15 protein-coding genes are annotated in these 15451 nt (G+C 77.4%); 6 read left to right on the forward strand and 9 right to left on the reverse strand.

Going from position 1 to position 15451, the window contains the following annotated elements; translation table 11 throughout:
* Nucleotides 1–129 precede the first annotated feature (129 nt).
* On the forward strand, nt 130–282 hold the full coding sequence (locus ACI79F_RS16750) for a hypothetical protein (protein WP_456545349.1): 153 nt from the start codon (nt 130–132) through the stop codon (nt 280–282).
* On the opposite strand, the gene ACI79F_RS16755 is transcribed toward ACI79F_RS16750, so the two are convergent.
* Nucleotides 283–1062: a helix-turn-helix transcriptional regulator gene (locus ACI79F_RS16755; protein ID WP_456545350.1), complete on the reverse strand. Its 780-nt coding sequence runs from the start codon at nt 1060–1062 to the stop codon at nt 283–285. It lies immediately after the preceding gene.
* An 87-nt stretch (nt 1063–1149) separates the two neighbouring features.
* Between ACI79F_RS16755 and ACI79F_RS16760 the strand changes: the two genes are divergently transcribed.
* Both ACI79F_RS16760 and ACI79F_RS16765 read left to right on the forward strand, forming a co-directional pair.
* Nucleotides 1150–1572, forward strand: a complete 423-nt coding sequence (locus ACI79F_RS16760) for a hypothetical protein (protein ID WP_456545351.1) — start codon at nt 1150–1152, stop codon at nt 1570–1572.
* A gap of 29 nt (nt 1573–1601) precedes the next feature.
* Nucleotides 1602–1964: a nuclear transport factor 2 family protein gene (locus tag ACI79F_RS16765; RefSeq protein WP_456545352.1), complete on the forward strand. Its 363-nt coding sequence runs from the start codon at nt 1602–1604 to the stop codon at nt 1962–1964.
* Between the two features lie 33 nt (nt 1965–1997).
* On the opposite strand, the gene ACI79F_RS16770 is transcribed toward ACI79F_RS16765, so the two are convergent.
* Nucleotides 1998–2189: a hypothetical protein gene (locus tag ACI79F_RS16770; protein WP_456545353.1), complete on the reverse strand. Its 192-nt coding sequence runs from the start codon at nt 2187–2189 to the stop codon at nt 1998–2000.
* Nucleotides 2190–2279: 90 nt separating this feature from the next.
* Entirely contained in the window at nt 2280–2756 is a 477-nt protein-coding gene (locus ACI79F_RS16775) for a DnaJ family domain-containing protein (protein WP_456545354.1), read from the reverse strand.
* A gap of 79 nt (nt 2757–2835) precedes the next feature.
* Between ACI79F_RS16775 and ACI79F_RS16780 the strand changes: the two genes are divergently transcribed.
* A complete protein-coding gene (locus tag ACI79F_RS16780) occupies nt 2836–3366 on the forward strand; it encodes an NUDIX domain-containing protein (RefSeq protein ID WP_456545355.1) in 531 nt (176 codons plus the stop codon).
* A gap of 10 nt (nt 3367–3376) precedes the next feature.
* Here ACI79F_RS16780 and ACI79F_RS16785 read toward each other — a convergent pair whose 3' ends face one another.
* Nucleotides 3377–3949, reverse strand: coding sequence for an NADPH-dependent FMN reductase (locus ACI79F_RS16785; protein ID WP_456545356.1), 573 nt, complete (start codon nt 3947–3949; stop codon nt 3377–3379).
* A 142-nt stretch (nt 3950–4091) separates the two neighbouring features.
* Here ACI79F_RS16785 and ACI79F_RS16790 point away from each other — a divergent pair, with 142 nt between their 5' ends.
* Both ACI79F_RS16790 and ACI79F_RS16795 read left to right on the forward strand, forming a co-directional pair.
* Nucleotides 4092–5567, forward strand: coding sequence for a SulP family inorganic anion transporter (locus tag ACI79F_RS16790; RefSeq protein ID WP_456545357.1), 1476 nt, complete (start codon nt 4092–4094; stop codon nt 5565–5567).
* 252 nt (nt 5568–5819) lie between these two features.
* Entirely contained in the window at nt 5820–6833 is a 1014-nt protein-coding gene (locus ACI79F_RS16795) for an ATP-dependent DNA ligase (RefSeq protein WP_456545358.1), read from the forward strand.
* A 26-nt stretch (nt 6834–6859) separates the two neighbouring features.
* On the opposite strand, the gene ACI79F_RS16800 is transcribed toward ACI79F_RS16795, so the two are convergent.
* From ACI79F_RS16800 to ACI79F_RS16820, 5 genes are all read right to left on the reverse strand, one after another.
* A complete protein-coding gene (locus ACI79F_RS16800) occupies nt 6860–7372 on the reverse strand; it encodes a MarR family winged helix-turn-helix transcriptional regulator (protein WP_456545359.1) in 513 nt (170 codons plus the stop codon).
* Nucleotides 7369–8205 (reverse strand): SDR family oxidoreductase, encoded by an 837-nt coding sequence (locus tag ACI79F_RS16805; RefSeq protein WP_456545360.1) that lies wholly within the window; start codon nt 8203–8205, stop codon nt 7369–7371. The genes ACI79F_RS16800 and ACI79F_RS16805 overlap by 4 nt, the downstream gene beginning before the upstream one ends.
* A 63-nt stretch (nt 8206–8268) precedes the next feature.
* The gene (locus tag ACI79F_RS16810) at nt 8269–9273 is read right to left on the reverse strand and encodes an anti-sigma factor RsbA family regulatory protein (protein WP_456545361.1); all 1005 of its coding nucleotides are present in this window, start codon (nt 9271–9273) and stop codon (nt 8269–8271) included.
* 167 nt (nt 9274–9440) lie between these two features.
* Nucleotides 9441–14549, reverse strand: coding sequence for a SpoIIE family protein phosphatase (locus tag ACI79F_RS16815; RefSeq protein ID WP_456545362.1), 5109 nt, complete (start codon nt 14547–14549; stop codon nt 9441–9443).
* Nucleotides 14550–14610: 61 nt separating this feature from the next.
* Nucleotides 14611–15273: a DUF5701 family protein gene (locus ACI79F_RS16820; protein ID WP_456545363.1), complete on the reverse strand. Its 663-nt coding sequence runs from the start codon at nt 15271–15273 to the stop codon at nt 14611–14613.
* Between the last annotated feature and the right edge of the window lie 178 nt (nt 15274–15451).

Genomic DNA, 15451 nt, shown 5'->3' on the forward strand with positions numbered 1-15451 from the left:
TGCTCCGCCCGCGCCTGGGGGCAGAGCACAGGTGATCACCCTGCTCTGCCCACCCTGGTGGGCAGAGCAGGAGCGCGCCGGGAGGGACACCGCGTGGCCGGGGGCGGCGGTCCGGGGCAGGGTGGGCGCATGAGCGAGCCGCGCGAGGAGACCGAGGGCAACAACCTGCGCCCCGGGCAGTACGACGAGGGCGGTCACGGCGGCATGGCCACCCGCGAGGCGGAGGCGAAGGAGCGGGCCGAGGCCGAGCGGCGGGCCGAGGCCGGGGAGCCGGCGGACTGACTACCCCGCCGACCGGCGCAGCGCCTCCGCGGTCGCGGCGTCGGCCGGCAGGAACGCCTCGACGCTGAGCTCGGCGGCGGTCACGTCCACGGCGGTGCCGAACGTGGTCACGGTGCTGACGAACGACAGCACGCCCGCGTCGGTGCGCAGCCGCAGCGGCACGACGATGCCGTCGGGCGTGGCCCGGTCGGTGCCGCCGGGCAACGCGGCCAGCTCCCGGTGCAGCGCCGCCAGCGCGGGGTCGCCGGTGAGGCCGGCCTCGCGGGCCAGCCGGTGCAGCACGTGCGTCCGCCACTGCGGCAGGTTGCCGATCCGCGGCGCCAGGCCCTCGGGGTGCAGGCTGAGCCGCAGCACGTTCACCGGCGGCTCGAGCAGGTGCGCGGCGACCCCCTCGGTGAGCAGGGCGACCGTCGCGTTGGCCATCACCAGCTCCCAGGACCGGTCGACCACCAGCGCCGGGGAGGGCTCGTAGGCGCGCAGCACCAGGTCCAGGGCCCGCGTCACCGCGGCCATGTCCGGGTGGTGGAGGCCGCGCTGCCCGTAGGCGGGCGCGAAGCCGGCCGCGAGCAGCAGCTCGTTGCGCTCCCGCAGCGGCACCTCCAGCTGCTCGGCGAGGTGCAGCACCATGTCGCGGCTGGGCCGGGAGCGGCCGGTCTCGACGAAGCTGAGGTGCCGCGTCGAGACCCCCGCGTCGCTGGCCAGGTCGAGCTGGGAGAGCCGGCGCCGGCGGCGCCAGTCGCGCAGCAGCTCCCCCACGGGCGGACGGACGGCGGTGGTCACGCCGCGGACGCTAGCGACGCGGGGTGCCGCCGTCGCCTACCCGCGAGGTAATCGACGCCGTTCCCCGCCACGGCCACGGTCGTCGCCATGACCACCGACACGACCACCGACACGGCCACTGCCACCACCACCCGCCGCCCGCTCGACCTGCTCCGCCTGGCGCTGCGCCTGGACGCCGCCGTCACCGGGGCCAACGGCGCCGCCTACCTGCTCGCGGCGCCACCGCTGGCCGACCTGCTCGGCGTCCCGTCCGGGACGCTGCGCGGCCTCGGCGCCTTCCTGCTCGCCTACGCCGGCGCGGTTGCCCTGGTCGCGGCCCGCCCGCGGGTGTCGGCCGTCGCCGCCGAGGCCGTCGTCGCGGCCAACGCCCTGTGGGCGGCGGGCAGCGTCGCCGTCGTCCTCGCCGGGGGGTTCGACCTCACCGGCGCCGGGACGGCGTGGGTGCTGCTGCAGGCCGCCGTCGTCGCCGGCTTCGCCGCCGTCCAGCTCACCGCCCTCCGCCGCCGCTGACCCATCCCCCCGACCCCGAGGAGACAGCCATGACCGCCACCGCCGGCCACGCCGAGCGCTACATCGCCGCCTGGAACGCGACCGAGCCGGCCGCCCGCCGGGCCGCCGTCGAGGACGTGTTCGCCGCCGACGCCCGCTACACCGACCCGCTCGTCGACGTCACGGGCCACGACGCCATCGAGGCGACCATCGCCGCCGTCCAGCAGCAGTTCCCCGGCCTCGCCTTCCGGCTGGCCGGGCCCGCCGACGCCCACCACGACCAGCTCCGTTTCACGTGGCACCTCGGCCCGGCGGACGGCGAGCCGCCCGTCACCGGCTCCGACGTCGCGGTCGTCGACGGGGACGGGCGGATCCGGACCGTGCTGGGCTTCCTCGACCGGGTGCCCGGCTGAGCGACGCGGCGGCCGCCGGCGGCGGCACCGGCCTCAGGTCAGGGGCTCGGTGCTCCCCGCCGGCGGCTTCGCGCTGTCGCCGGTCTGCCCCTCGTCCCCGGTGTTGTGCGGGTCGGACGTGGTGAGCGGGTCGTCGTCGCCCTCGATGTCGTCGGGGACGATCGGCGTCTCCTCCCGGACGTTCTCGCGGGCCTGGTCGCGGTCGGTTCCCGGTACCTCGGACATGGCGGTCCTCTCGTCGGTGACGGACGGGAGCTGCCCTACCCGGGGGCCGCGGGCGCGACCCGGCCGTTCGCCGGGGGCGCAACCGCCGGGTCAGCCCCGGCGCCGCCACCAGCGGCGCCGGGGCTCCGGCGCGCTCGCCGCGGGAGCCGGCGGAGGGGGCGGCGGCCGGTTCGCCGACCAGTGCGCGACCAGCGCCTCGACGTCGGCCAGCCCCGGCACCGGCGCCCACCGGCTCTCCTGCGGCTGCCGCCAGAAGGCCTGCACGCGGGCGTTGTAGTCCTCGGCCAGCGCGCGGACGGCGTCCTCGCTGCCCAGCTCCACGACCCGCTCGGGCAGCTGGTCGCGCTCGCGCCGCAGCCGCAGGCCGGGCGGCAGCATCGCCGCGGTCTCCACGCCCTCGCGCCGGGCCTTGGCCAGTGCCCAGTCGTAGGCGGTCTGCTCGGGGTCGATCCGCAGCGGCTTGCCCGCGCCGGGCAGGTCGGCGAAGGCGCCCCGCTCCTGCGCCTGCCGGATCTGCTGCTCCACCCACGTCTCGAACGAGACCCCGGTCGGCTTCCGTCTGGTCATCACGCTCCATCGTCCGCGCTCTGCGAGGCTCGGTCACGTGAGGGCGAGCGAATGAGGGCGAGCGCATGAGGACGAACGCATGAGGACGACGGCCAGCCGCGAGGTCTACCGCAACCCGTGGATCCGGGTGCGCGAGGACGCCGTCGAGCGGGCGGACGGCTCCCCCGGCGTCTACTCCGTCGTCGAGAAGCCGCACTTCGCCCTCGTGCTCCCGGCCGAGCGGGACGGGTTCTGGCTGGTCGAGCAGTACCGCTACCCCGTCGGCCGCCGCGCCTGGGAGTTCCCCCAGGGCACCTGGGGTGCGGGCAGCGACGGGACGCCGGAGGAGCTGGCCCGCGCCGAGCTCGCCGAGGAGACCGGGCTGCGCGCGGGCCGGCTGCGCCACCTGGGCCACCTCGACCTGGCCCCGGGCCTGTCGACCCAGGAGTTCGACGTCTGGCTGGCCACCGACCTGACCGCCGGACCGACCGCGCGGGAGGCGACCGAGGTCGACATGCAGCACGCCTTCGTCCCCGAGGACGAGCTGCGGGCGATGATCCGCGCCGGCCGGTTCACCGACGGCCCGTCGCTGGCCGCCTACTCGTTGCTCCTCCTGGAGGACCTCCGCTGAGGGCCCTTCCTCAGGCGGCGCGGAGGGTGCGCAGGGCGCCGGTCACCCGCAGCAGCTCGTCGAGCATCGCCTTGCCATCGGCCTCGAGCTCGGCGTTGGCGGTGAAGGTCTCCTCGTCGTCGAGGAACTGGGTGAAGAACGGGATCGACACCGCCTCGGGCACGGTGTGCACCCGCAGGGCGGCGAGCACCGGCTCGAGCGCGGTCGCGGCGCGCAGCCCGGCGGAGACCCCGCCGTAGGAGACCAGCCCGGCGGCCTTGTCGGCCCACTCGCCGTGCAGGTGGTCCAGCGCGTTCTTCAGCGAGGCCGGGAAGGAGTGGTTGTACTCCGGCGTCACGAAGACGAAGGCGTCGCCCCGGGCGACGGTGGTGCTCCAGTCCCAGGTGGCCTGGTGCACGTACCGGCCCAGCCGCGGGTGGTCGGGCTCGTCGAGCAGTGGCAGGCCGACCTCCGCGAGGTCCACGAGCTCCACGTCGAAGCCGCCGTGCGCCTCGGCCAGCCGCTGCACCCAGCGGGCGACCGCGATGCCCTTGCGGCCGGGACGGGTGCTGGCGGTGACGACCTGCAGGACGGGACGGGACAAGGCGGCACTCCGGGGACGACGCGATCGGTTCGTCGAGCTCTCAACCGGCGGGGGTGGCGGGCATTCCGCCTCCCGCAGGTGAGGGATCTCGCACCGCCGCGCGCTCACGACCGGCCCGGGGACGACGGCAGAGTGGGAGGACGTGCCGTCCGCTCGCCCCGTCCCCCGCCCCGCGCGGCCCGCCTGGCTCTCCCCGCGCGTCGCCCGGACCGAGGTCCTCGCCGGCCTGGTCGTCGCCCTGGCGCTGATCCCCGAGGCCATCAGCTTCTCGATCCTGGCCGGGGTGGACCCGCGGGTGGGGCTGTTCGCCTCCTTCACGATGGCCGTGGTCATCGCGTTCACCGGCGGCCGCCCGGCGATGATCAGCGCCGCCACGGGTGCGGTCGCCCTGGTCGTCGCGCCGCTCGTGGCCGACCACGGCCTGCAGTACCTGCTCGCCGCGGTGGTCCTCGGCGGGGTGTTCCAGGTCGTGCTGGCCGTGCTCGGCGTCGCCCGCCTCATGCGCTTCGTGCCGCGCAGCGTCATGGTCGGGTTCGTCAACGCGCTGGCGATCCTCATCTCCGCCGCGCAGGTGCCGCACCTGGTCGGCGTCCCGTGGCTGGTGTACCCGCTCGTCGCCGCCGGCCTGGCGATGATCTTCCTGCTGCCCCGCGTCACGACGGCGGTCCCCGCCCCGCTGGTCGCCATCGTGGTGCTCACCGCGGTCACCCTCCTGGCCGGGTGGGACCTGCCCGACGTCGGCGACGAGGGCGCGCTGCCCGACAGCCTGCCGTTCCTCGCGGTGCCCGACGTCCCGCTCACCGGGGAGACCCTGCGGATCATCACGCCCTACGCCCTGGGCGTGGCCTTCGTCGGGCTGATGGAGTCGCTGATGACCGCCAGGCTCGTCGACGACCTCACCGACACGCCCTCGGACAAGACCCGCGAGTCCTGGGGTCAGGGCGTGGCCAACGTGGTCACCGGGTTCTTCGGCGGCATGGGCGGCTGCGCGATGATCGGCCAGACGATGATCAACGTGCGCTCCGGTGCCCGGACCCGGCTGTCGACCTTCCTCGCCGGCGCCTTCCTGCTCGTGCTGGTGGTGGTCCTGGGCGACGCCGTCGCGGTGATCCCGATGGCCGCGCTGGTCGCCGTCATGGTGTTCGTGTCGATCGCGACCTTCGACTGGCACAGCCTGCGCACGCTGCACCGCATGCCCCGCAGCGAGACCGCCGTGATGCTGTCGACCGTGGCGGTCGTCGTGGCCACGGGGAACCTGGCGATCGGCGTCGCGGTCGGCGTCGTGGTCGCCTGCGTCCTGTTCGCCCGCCGCATCGCCCACCTCGTCCGGGTCCGTCGGGTCGTCGAGCGCGACACCGCCCGGTACACGGTCGAGGGCGCGCTGTTCTTCGCCTCCAGCAACGACCTCGTGCAGCAGTTCGACTACGCCGGCGACCCCGACCGCGTCGTCGTCGACCTGTCCCGCGCCTCGGTCTGGGACGCCTCCACCGTCGCCGCCCTGGACGCGATCACGCACAAGTACGCGACCCGCGGCAAGACCGTGGAGCTCGTCGGGCTCGAGGGGCACTCGGCCGCGCGCTACGAGCGGCACAGCGGGCAGCTGGCGGGGGCGCACTGAGGACCGCCGGGACACGGGCGCTGTGCGTTCCGGGACCGTTCCGCCGCCGGAACGGGCAGCCGGCGCACAGTGCCCGTGGCAGTGCCCGTGGCAGGGCCGCGGGCCGGCCGTTACCCGATCGGAACTTGACCCCTCCGCGCCGCTCGTGCCCCTGACCGGCGACGACGCGGAGCGTGGCGACCCTCCACCGAACGGGTGATCCCGGCCGCGGGAGCGCTGCGGCCGCCTCGCGCACCCCGCACGCTGGCCGTCGTGCCGCTGACCACCCCCGGCTTGCCGGACCTGCCGCCGGAGCTGGCCGGACCGGTCGCGGTGCAGCTGGCGAAGCCGGCCCGGGCGCTGCCCCCGGCGAACGGGCTGCCCGGCGGCTGCCTCTACGAGCCGAAGTGGGACGGCTACCGGCTCGTCGTCGTCCGCGGCGCGCGGAGCACGCGGCTGTGGTCCAAGCAGGGCCGCGACCTCACCGACCGCTTCCCCGACGTCGCCGCCGCCGCGCTCGCGCAGCTACCGGCGGGCACGGTCGTCGACGGCGAGGTGGTCATCTGGCACGACGACCGGCTGGACTTCGGCCTGCTGCAGAAGCGGATGGTCACCGCGCCCGGCCGGATCGCCGCCCAGGTCGCGGCCGCGCCGGCCTCCTACGTGGCGTTCGACCTGCTCGCCGCCGGCGGCACCGACCAGCGCCGGCGGACGCTGCGGCAGCGGCGCGCGGAGCTGGAGCGGCTGGCCGCGCGGTGGGCCCCGCCGCTGCAGCTCTCCCCCGTCACCACCGACCCCGCCGAGGCGCGGCAGTGGTCGCACGACTTCCGCCCGGCCGGCGTCGAGGGGCTGGTGGCCAAGGGCGCCGGCACCCGGTACGCGCCCGGCCGGCGGGACTGGGTCAAGGTCAAGTCCTGGGAGACGACGGAGGTCCTCGCCGGCGGCGTGATCGGCCCGATCGAGCGGCCGAGCCAGCTGGTCGCGGGCCGCTACCGGGACGGCGAGCTGGTCGTCGTCGGCCGCACCAGCCCGCTGGCCCCCGCGGCGGCGGCCGAGCTGGCCGCCGTCCTCACCCCCGCCGGCGACGACCACCCGTGGCCGGAGCGCATCGGCACCGGCCGGTTCGGCGGCGGCCGGCTCAGCGTCGCCCTCACCCGGGTCCGGCCCGACGTCGTCGTCGAGGTCAGCGCGGACGCCGCGCTGCAGGCCGGGGTGTTCCGGCACCCGCTGCGGTTCGTGCGCACCCGGCCGGACCTGCGGCCCGAGGACGTCCCGCCGCTCGCCTAGCCGCTCCGGCTCAGGGCCGCGCCGGTTCAGGGGCGCTGCGGCACCCGGCCCAGCGTCACCAGGAACCGGCGCAGCAGCCCGGCGAGCTGCGCCCGCTCGTCCGCCGACAGCCCGGCGAGCAGCCGCCGCTCGGTCTCCAGGTGGTCGGGCAGCGCGGCGTCCAGGGCGGCCCGTCCGCCGTCGGTGAGGGTGACGACGACGCCGCGCCCGTCGGACTCGCTGCGCGTGCGGGTGATCAGCCCGCGCTCCTCCAGCCGGTCCAGCCGCTGGGTGATCGCGCCGGAGGTGACCAGCGCCGTGCGCATGAGCGCGGTCGGGGTGAGCTGGTAGGGCGGCCCGGCCCGGCGCAGCGCGGCCAGCACGTCGAAGGAGGGCGCGTCCAATCCGTGCCGGGCGAACGTGGCCCGCTGCGCCAGGTGCACCTCGCGCTGCAGCTGGGTGATCCGGCCGATGACGCCCATCGGCGTGCAGTCCAGGTCCGGCCGCTCCCGGGCCCACTGCTCGAGGATGAGGTCGAGGGCGTCGGCGGGCTCGGTCACGGGGCGGCCGCCAGGTCGGCCCGCAGGCCCGACAGGTGCTCGGCGTAGGACCGCGGCGGGCGGCCCAGCAGCGCCGTGGCCACCCGCGGGCTGCCGGTGAACCCGTGGGCGCGGTAGTGGTCGAGCATCAGCCGCAGGCAGCGGGCGCGGTAGGGGACGGGCACGTCGCCGGCGGGCGGGGCGTCCACGGCGGTGACCTCGCGGCCCAGCGCCTCCCCGACCAGCCCGGCCAGCCGCGGCGCGGTGAGCGGCTCCGGGCCGGCGACCTCGAAGGTGCCGCCGTCCAGGCCGTCCTCGGTGAGCAGCACGGCCGCCGCCTCGCCCACGTCGGCCACGTCGACCAGCGACTGCGCCGTCCGCAGCCCCCACGTGCTGCGCAGCACGCCGGTGCCGGCCGCCCGCCGCACCTCCGCGTCGAGGTTCTGCATGTAGGCGCACGGCTGCAGCACGCGCCAGGCCACCCCCGCCGTGTCGAGGGCCTGCTCGGCCCGCCCCTTCGCCGCGTGGTGCGGCATCGCGCGCGCCTGCGGGCGCAGCACCGAGTGGTAGACGACCCGGCCGACGCCGGCCCGCCGGGCCGCGGCGAACAGCGCCGCGGCCCCGGCCGCCTCGTCGGGGTCGAAGTTGGGCCAGACGACGTACAGGGCCCGCGCGCCGGCCAGGACGCCGGACCACTCCGCCGGCCGGGTCAGCTCGGCCGCCGCGACCTCCGCGCCGAGCGCCTCGAGCGCCGGCCGGGCGCCGGGCCGCCCGACCACGGCGCGGACGGCGGCGCCCCGGGAGCGCAGCGCCCGGACGACGGCGGTGCCCGTCGGTCCCCCGGCGGCGGTCACCACGATCACCCCGGTAGCTGAGCAGTGAGGGACCGCGCGGTCAAGCCGCCGCGGGCGGGCCGGTCAGACCAGGGCCGTCGCCAGCCGGACGGTCAGCCCGCCGGAGTCGTTGAGCAGGTCGACGGTGTCCCACAGCTTGCGGGCCAGCCACAGCCCCATGCCGCCGTGGCCGAGGTCCTCGCCGTGGGCGGGCTGGTAGCCGGCCAGCGGGTCGTCGTAGCCGTGCCCGGAGTCGGTGATCCGGCAGACCACCCGGCGTCCGTCGCCCCACAGGCAGGCCGAGACCGGCGGCCGGCCGTGGCGGAAGGCGTTGGCCGCGACCTCGCTGACGGCCAGCAGCAGGTCGTCCTGCTGCTCGGGGTCGGGCACGTGCGCCCGCAGCCCCGCCCGCAGCCGGCCGCGCAGTTCGGCGAGCACGGTCGCGCCCTCGACGGTCAGCAGCGGCTCGGTGTCCTCGACCGGCTCGTGCGGCACGGTCAGCGAGTGCAGGAAGCTGCCCGGCTCACGGAAGGAGCGGTTGTCGACCACGCCGTCGCCGTCGGCGAGCTGCGGGTGGGCGGCGACGGCGGCGGCGAGCAGCCGCGGCGGCAGCGCGGCCGCGTCCAGCAGGCACAGCGTCGACAGCGGGGCGCCGGCGAGCACGGCGTTCGCGGCGATCTCGTAGCGCAGGGCCTCCCGCGGCCCGCCGGGGCCGTCCGCGAACTGCACCGCCCCGACGAGCCGGACGCGACCGGACCGCGCCGACGCGGCCCGCTGCAGGACCTTGCGGGTGATCGCGAACGCGTCGGGTGGCCGGGTGCCGAGCAGGCAGATGCGGGTGTCGGTCTCGATGCCGGCCGCCCGTTCCCCGAGCGGCTCGGCGACCTGCCGGGCCAGGTCCGGGGGGCAGGCGAGCAGCAGCAGGTCCCCGGCGCGCAGCCCGTCCTCGAGGAAGGGCGTGGTGGCGGCGAGCATCGCGTCCGGGTCGCGGTGGACGACGGCGGCGTGCCCGTGGCCGGCCGCGGCCGCGGTCCAGCCGCGCGCCGGCGGCGCGGCCGGGGCCGCGCCGTTCTCAGCCGTTCCGTTCACCCGTTCCTCGACACCTGCGGGGCCGGATCGACCGGCCGATCGAAAGAGCATTGTGCGTCATCGCCCCGGCACGGACGGCGGGGAGGTCCGCCCGCACTGCCCGGTGGGGGAGGTGGCGAAACCGGGGGCCGCCGTGTCCCCACCCGTCCGGGGGAGCGGCCGACCGGTCAGTCGTCCTCCAGCAGGCCGTCCGCCAGCCCCGACAGCCGCAGCACCCGGTCGGGCGGGCTCCCCGGCGCGGTGCGGACCCGGACCCGGCCACCGGCCCCGCGCACCGCGGCCGCGAGCTCCAGCAGCAGCCCCACGCCGGCGCTGGCCAGGTAGCCGACGGACCGCACGTCCAGCACGGCGTCGGCTCCCGCGCCCAGCCCGGGGACCGCGGCGAGCGCCTCGGACCGCAGCCGGGTCACCGCGGCGAGGTCCAGCTCCCCGGTGAGCGCCAGCACCGGGCCGGGGCGCACGGTGAGCGCGGCCTCGCCGTCCGGCGTCGTGGCGGCCGGCGCCGGGGCGTCCGGCTCCGCGCCGTCGGCCCCGGGGGGTGTGACGCGGAAGCGCACCTCGGTCCCGCCGCCGTCGGCGGGCCCGATCGAGACGTCGCCGGCCAGGGCGCCGATGAGCTCGATGCCCCGGCCGCGGAAGCCCCGGTCGGCCGGCGCCGGGCGCCACGTCCCGTCGTCCCGGACGCGGCAGCGCACCGAGCCGTCGGGCTGGAGCTCGAGGGAGTACTCGCACTCCCCCGCGGTGCCGGGGTAGGCGTGCTCCACGGCGTTGGCCAGGGCCTCGCCCAGGGCCAGCTGCAGGTCGTCGACGGTGTCCTGGGGGAGGCCGGCGGCCGTCGCCCACGCGGTGACGGCGCGGCGCACCCCGGCCAGCCGCGCCGGGTCGGCGGGCAGCCGCTCCCGCAGCGGCGGCGGGAGGACCCGGACGGCGATGACGGCGACGTCGTCGGGCCGCTCGCTGCCGGGCAGGACGTCGGCGAGCAGCAGCTCCACCAGCCGTTCGGGGTGGACGCCGGCGTACCGGCGGGCGGCGTCGGTGATCCGGGACAGCCCCGCGTCGAGCGCCTCGCCGCGCCGCTCGACCAGGCCGTCGGTGTAGAGCAGCAGCGTCGCGCCGGGGGCGACGTCCGCCGATCCCTCGGTGTAGGAGCCGCGCTCGGGCACGCCCAGCACCGGGCCGGCCCCGGCGCCGTCGAGCAGCCGCACGCCCTCCCCGGTGACCAGGACCGGCGGCGGGTGGCCGGCGCTCGCCCAGCGGACCCGGCCGGCGGCCCGGTCGACGACCAGGCAGGCGGCGCTGGAGGCGAGCGCGCCGGGCAGCCGGGAGGCGAAGCGGTCGAGCAGCTCGAGGGAGGCCGCGGGCGGGCAGCCCTGCAGCAGGGTGGCGGACAGGGCGCTGCGCAGCTGGCCCATGACGGCGGCCGCCGCCGGCCCCTGCCCGACGACGTCGCCGACGGCGATGGCGACCCGGTCCTCGTCCAGCTCGACGACGTCGTACCAGTCCCCGCCGGCCGAGGTGCCGACGACGCCGGGCAGGTACTCCGCGGCCAGCGCGAGCCCGGAGAGCCGGGGCAGGGCGGCGGGCAGCAGGCTGCGCTGCAGCGTCGTGGCGATGTCCAGCTCGGCCCGGTAGAGCCGGGCCCGGTCGAGGGCCAGCGCGATCTGCTCGGCGACCGCGAGCAGCAGGGCCCGCTCGCTGTCGGGGAACCGGTGCGGCCGGCGGAACGCGATGCCGAGCACGCCCAGCACCCGCCCGCCGACGGTCAGCGGCAGCGCGGCCGAGGCGGCCGGTGGCGCGGCGGCCAGGGCGTGCGCCTGGGCCGGCGACAGCCCGGGCCGCTCCCCGGCGCGCCCGTCGGCGCCCTCCACCCACACCGCGCCCCCGCCGGCCACCGCGGCCGTCAGGGTGATCGGCGCGGTGAGCGGGACGGTGGCCCACACCCGGCGCTCCTCGGCCTCGGCGGGTTCGCGGCCGCTCATCGCCAGGGCGACGAGGGCGCGCTGGGCGACGTCCACCTCGTAGACCCCGGCCCGGCCCTCGTCCAGCGTCAGCTCGGCCAGCGTGCGCGCCGCGACGTCGGCCACCTGCGCCGGGGTGGTCGCCGCCGAGAGCCCCGCCGTGACCCGCTGCAGCGCCGCCAGCCGGCGCGCGGTGGCCCGCTCCTCGGCCAGCAGCAGCACGTTGTCCACCGCGAGCGCCGCGCGGGCCGCGAGCTCCTCGACCAGGGCCTGGTCGTCCTCGCCGTAGGGCAGGGAGTCCGCCCGCCGCGCCAGGCCGAGCACGGCCAGCACCCGCTCGCCGACCGAGAGCGGCACGGCCATGCCCGACCCCACCGCCACCCGTTCGGCCAGGTCCGGCCGGCCCTCCGGCGGCCACGGCAGCTGCGGGCTGAGCACGGTGCGCCCGGTGCGGATCACCTCGGGGCCGAACCCGCTCTCCGGGGAGAGGCTCGCCACCGCCTCCTCGGCGCCGCGGTCCAGGCCGGCGATGCCGGCGAAGCGCAGCCGCCCGTCGTCGCCGACGACCCGCGCGGTGCACACGTCGGCGAGACGGCGGTCGACGATCAGCCGGGACAACGCGGAGAGCTGGCCGTCGACGGTGCGCTCGCGGTCCAGCACCGCGCCGGCCTCGGCGAGCAGGGCCAGCCGCTCGGCCTGCCGGTGGCGGGCGCTGATGTCGGCGCAGACGCCGACGTGCCCGGCGGCGCCGAGGCCGGCGCCGATCGGCACCGCCCGCTCGAGCAGCCACGCGTGGGCGCCGTCGGCCCGGCGCAGCCGGAACTCGACCTCCCAGCCCCGGTCGGCGGCGACGGCGTCGGCGACGGTCTGCCGGTACCGGGCGCGGTCGTCGGGGTGGACGCCGTCGAACCAGCCCTCGCCGAGCTCGGCCCCGGCGTCGCGGCCGGTGAACGCCGTCCAGCCGGCGTTGACCAGCGCGCGGCGGCCCTGGCGGTCGGAGACCCAGATGAGTGCCGGCGCCAGGTCGGCGATCGCGGTGAAGCGCTCCTCGGCCTCGCGCCGGGCGCGGCCCAGGTGCACGTGCGCACGGACCCGGGCCAGCAGCTCCGCGGCGGCGAAGGGCTTGACCAGGTAGTCGTCCGCCCCGGCCGCGAGTCCCTCGACGGCCGCCTCCTCGCCGGCGCGGGCGGACAGCAGCAGCACCGGGACGCGGGAGGTGCGCGGGTCGGCGCGCAGCGCGGCCAGCAGCTCCATGCCGTCCAGCTCCGGCATCATCACGTCGCTGACGACGAGGTCCGGCGGGGCGTCGCGGGCGGCGTCCAGGGCGGCCCGCCCGTCGGCGACCGCGGTCACGGCGTAGCGCGGGGTCAGCAGCCGCAGCAGGTAGTCCCGCATGTCCGCGTTGTCGTCGGCGACCAGCACCCGGCCGGCCGTCGCCGCGGCGTCGTCCCCGGCCGGTGCGCCGGCGGGCTCCTCGGCCGCCCCGGCGGGGTCGGCGGCGGGCAGCCAGCGCAGCGCCTCGCTGAGGAACGGCGCCGCGGCCGGGGACACCGCCGGCGCGTCGGGCGTCGGCGGGGCGAGGTGGTCCTCGGGCAGGTGTGCGGTGCCGAACGGGACGGTCACGGTGAACGTCGTCCCGACGTCCGGCGTGCTCTCCGCCGTCACCGTGCCGCCGTGCAGGCCGACCAGCTCGCGGACCATCGCCAACCCGATGCCGCTGCCCTCCCCGGAGCGGGACCGGGCGCCCGCGACGCGGGTGAAGCGCTCGAACAGGCGGGGCAGCTCGGCGGCGGGGATGCCGGTGCCGGTGTCGGCGACGGTGAGGACCGCCCCCTCCGGTGCGGCGCGCAGCCGGACGGTGATGCCGCCCTCGAAGGTGAACTTCAGCGCGTTGGAGAGCAGGTTGAGGACGACCTTCTCCCACATGTCGCGGTCGACGTGCACCGGCTCGGGGAGGGCCTGGCACTCCACGTCGTAGACCAGTCCGGCCCGCGCGACGGCGGAGCGGAACACGCTGGCCAGCTCGGCGGTGGCCGCCGCGAGGTCGACCGGCTCGAAGCGGGCCTCGATCCGGCCGGCCTGCAGCCGGGAGAAGTCGAGCAGGGTGTTGACCAGCTTGCCCAGCCGCAGCGCGTTGCGCTCGATGACCTCGAGCTCCTCGCGGACCCGGGGCGGGTCGAGCTCGGGCGCGGCCCGCAGCTCGGCGACGGGCCCCATGATCAGCGTGAGCGGGGTCCGGAACTCGTGGCTGACGTTGCTGAAGAAGTCGGTCTTGGCCCGGTCCAGCTCGGCCAGCGCCTCGGCCCGCTCGCGCTCGGCCTCGTAGCTGTCGGCGTTGAGCAGGGCGGCCGAGAGCTGGTTGGCCACCAGCTCGAGGAAGCCGCGGTAGCCCTCGTCGGACGGCCGGTGTGGGTTGAGGCCGACGACGAGGAAGCCCGCCAGGTCCTCCGGCCCCTGCCCGGAGGAGGTGAGCGGGACGACGACCGCCCGGTCCGGCGGTCGGGCCCACGCGCCGGTGGGCAGGTCGGGGAAGCGCTCCGCGACGCCGTCGACCAGGACGGACGCCCCGGCGCGCAACTCGGTCCGCAGCCGCGCGCGGCGGGGGTCGTCGGCGCCGATGACGGCGGGCAGGATCCCCCCCTCCGGGGAGATGCCGGCGGCGGCGCCGACGCGGGCGGTGCCGTCGTCGTCGTACAGGTAGATCGCGCTGAAGGGCAGGTCGGCGAGGTTGCGGGCCAGCTGCTCGCCGGCGGCGTCGAGGACCTGCTGCCGGGTCCGCGCCGGGGCCAGCGCGGCCGACAGGTCGCGCAGCGTCGCCATCCGGCGCTCGCCGACCACCCGCTCGGTGGTCTCGGTGACCACGCAGAGCATGCCGACGGTGCGGGCCTCGTCGTCGTCCAGCGGGCTGTAGGAGAAGGTGTGGTAGGTCTCCTCGGGGTAGCCGTTGCGCTCCAGGAAGAGGAGCAGGTCCTCGTCCCAGGTGGCCACCCCGGTGGCGAGCACCGACTCGATCCGCGGGCCGATGTCGTGCCAGATCTCGGCCCACATCTCCCGGGCCGGGCGGCCCAGCGCCCACGGGTGCTTGGCCTGCAGCGTGTCGCGGCGGTAGGCGTCGTTGTAGAAGGCGGTCAGCTCCGGGCCCCAGGCCGCCCACATGGAGAACCGGGACGTCAGGACGATCCGCACGGCGTTGCGCAGCGACGCCGGCCAGGTCTCCGGCGGGCCCAGCGGCGTCTCCGACCAGTCGCGCCCGGCCATGGCCGCGCCGAGGTCTCCCCCGCCCGCGAACAGGTTCCGGTGCAGCTGGTCGTCCGTCACCGGGGCATCACGCTCCGGATCGTAGGGCGACCGGGCCGGGCACCGCCCGGCCGCCCCGGGGTCACCCGCCGGCCTCGGCGAGCGCCGGACCGCCGGTCACCCGGGCCGCGCAGGAGGCGGTGCCGAGCCAGGTGTGCGGCGCGCCCTCGTAGCACCAGCCCAGCCGCGGGCGGCGGCCGCTGACCCACAGCGCGGGGACCCGCTTGTCCCCCGAGCGGGAGCCCAGCAACGAGTAGCAGCCGCGCGAGCGCAGCACCCCCGGGTCGGAGACCAGCAGCGCCAGCCCCTCGGCCACGGTCAGCGGCGTGCGGCCGGCGGCCGCCAGCCGGGGGGCGACGTCCCGCGGCCGGACGTCGAGGGTGTCCGGCCCGGTGTCGACGTCGAGCAGCAGGTAGGGCACCGGCGGGACGCCGAGCTCGGGCAGCGGCCGGAACCGGGCGAGGTCGTCGGGCTCCATCGTGCTGAACCCGCCGCCGCCGGCGGTCTGCACGGTGGCCAGCACGTCGAGCACCGGCACGTCCGGCACGACCACCACGAACGGGACACGGTCGCTCGCCGGTGCGGCGGCCGGCAGCACGTCGCGCAGCGGCTCGCAGCAGGCCCGGAAGCACTCCTCGGCGAGCCCCAGCAGCGCCGGCAGGCCGGTGGCGACCAGCGCGTGCACCTGGCGGTCGAACTCCAGCTCGACCACCGTGGTGGTGGGGAGTGCGGGCAGCACGGACACGGGTGCTCTCCTCGTCCTGGACGACGCCGATGCACCGGCCCTGCGCTCCCCCGGCCGGCGCGACCCCCTGCGGCCTCGGAGTCTGCCCCACTCGGGCGGCCCCGTCACGACCCCGGCCGGGATCAGGTGACCTGATCGTGGCGCGTCCTCCCTCACGGTCCGCGGTGAGGGAGGACGC

The organism is Blastococcus sp. SYSU D00868, assembly GCF_054050575.1.

Bases quoted from the DNA above. Each gene is read 5' to 3' on its own strand.
- ACI79F_RS16750 (WP_456545349.1), top strand. From the start codon at position 130: ATGAGCGAGCCGCGCGAGGAGACCGAGGGCAACAACCTGCGCCCCGGG.
- ACI79F_RS16760 (WP_456545351.1), top strand. From the start codon at position 1,150: ATGACCACCGACACGACCACCGACACGGCCACTGCCACCACCACCCGC.
- ACI79F_RS16765 (WP_456545352.1), top strand. From the start codon at position 1,602: ATGACCGCCACCGCCGGCCACGCCGAGCGCTACATCGCCGCCTGGAAC.
- ACI79F_RS16770 (WP_456545353.1), bottom strand. From the start codon at position 2,189: ATGTCCGAGGTACCGGGAACCGACCGCGACCAGGCCCGCGAGAACGTC.
- ACI79F_RS16775 (WP_456545354.1), bottom strand. From the start codon at position 2,756: ATGACCAGACGGAAGCCGACCGGGGTCTCGTTCGAGACGTGGGTGGAG.
- ACI79F_RS16780 (WP_456545355.1), top strand. From the start codon at position 2,836: ATGAGGACGACGGCCAGCCGCGAGGTCTACCGCAACCCGTGGATCCGG.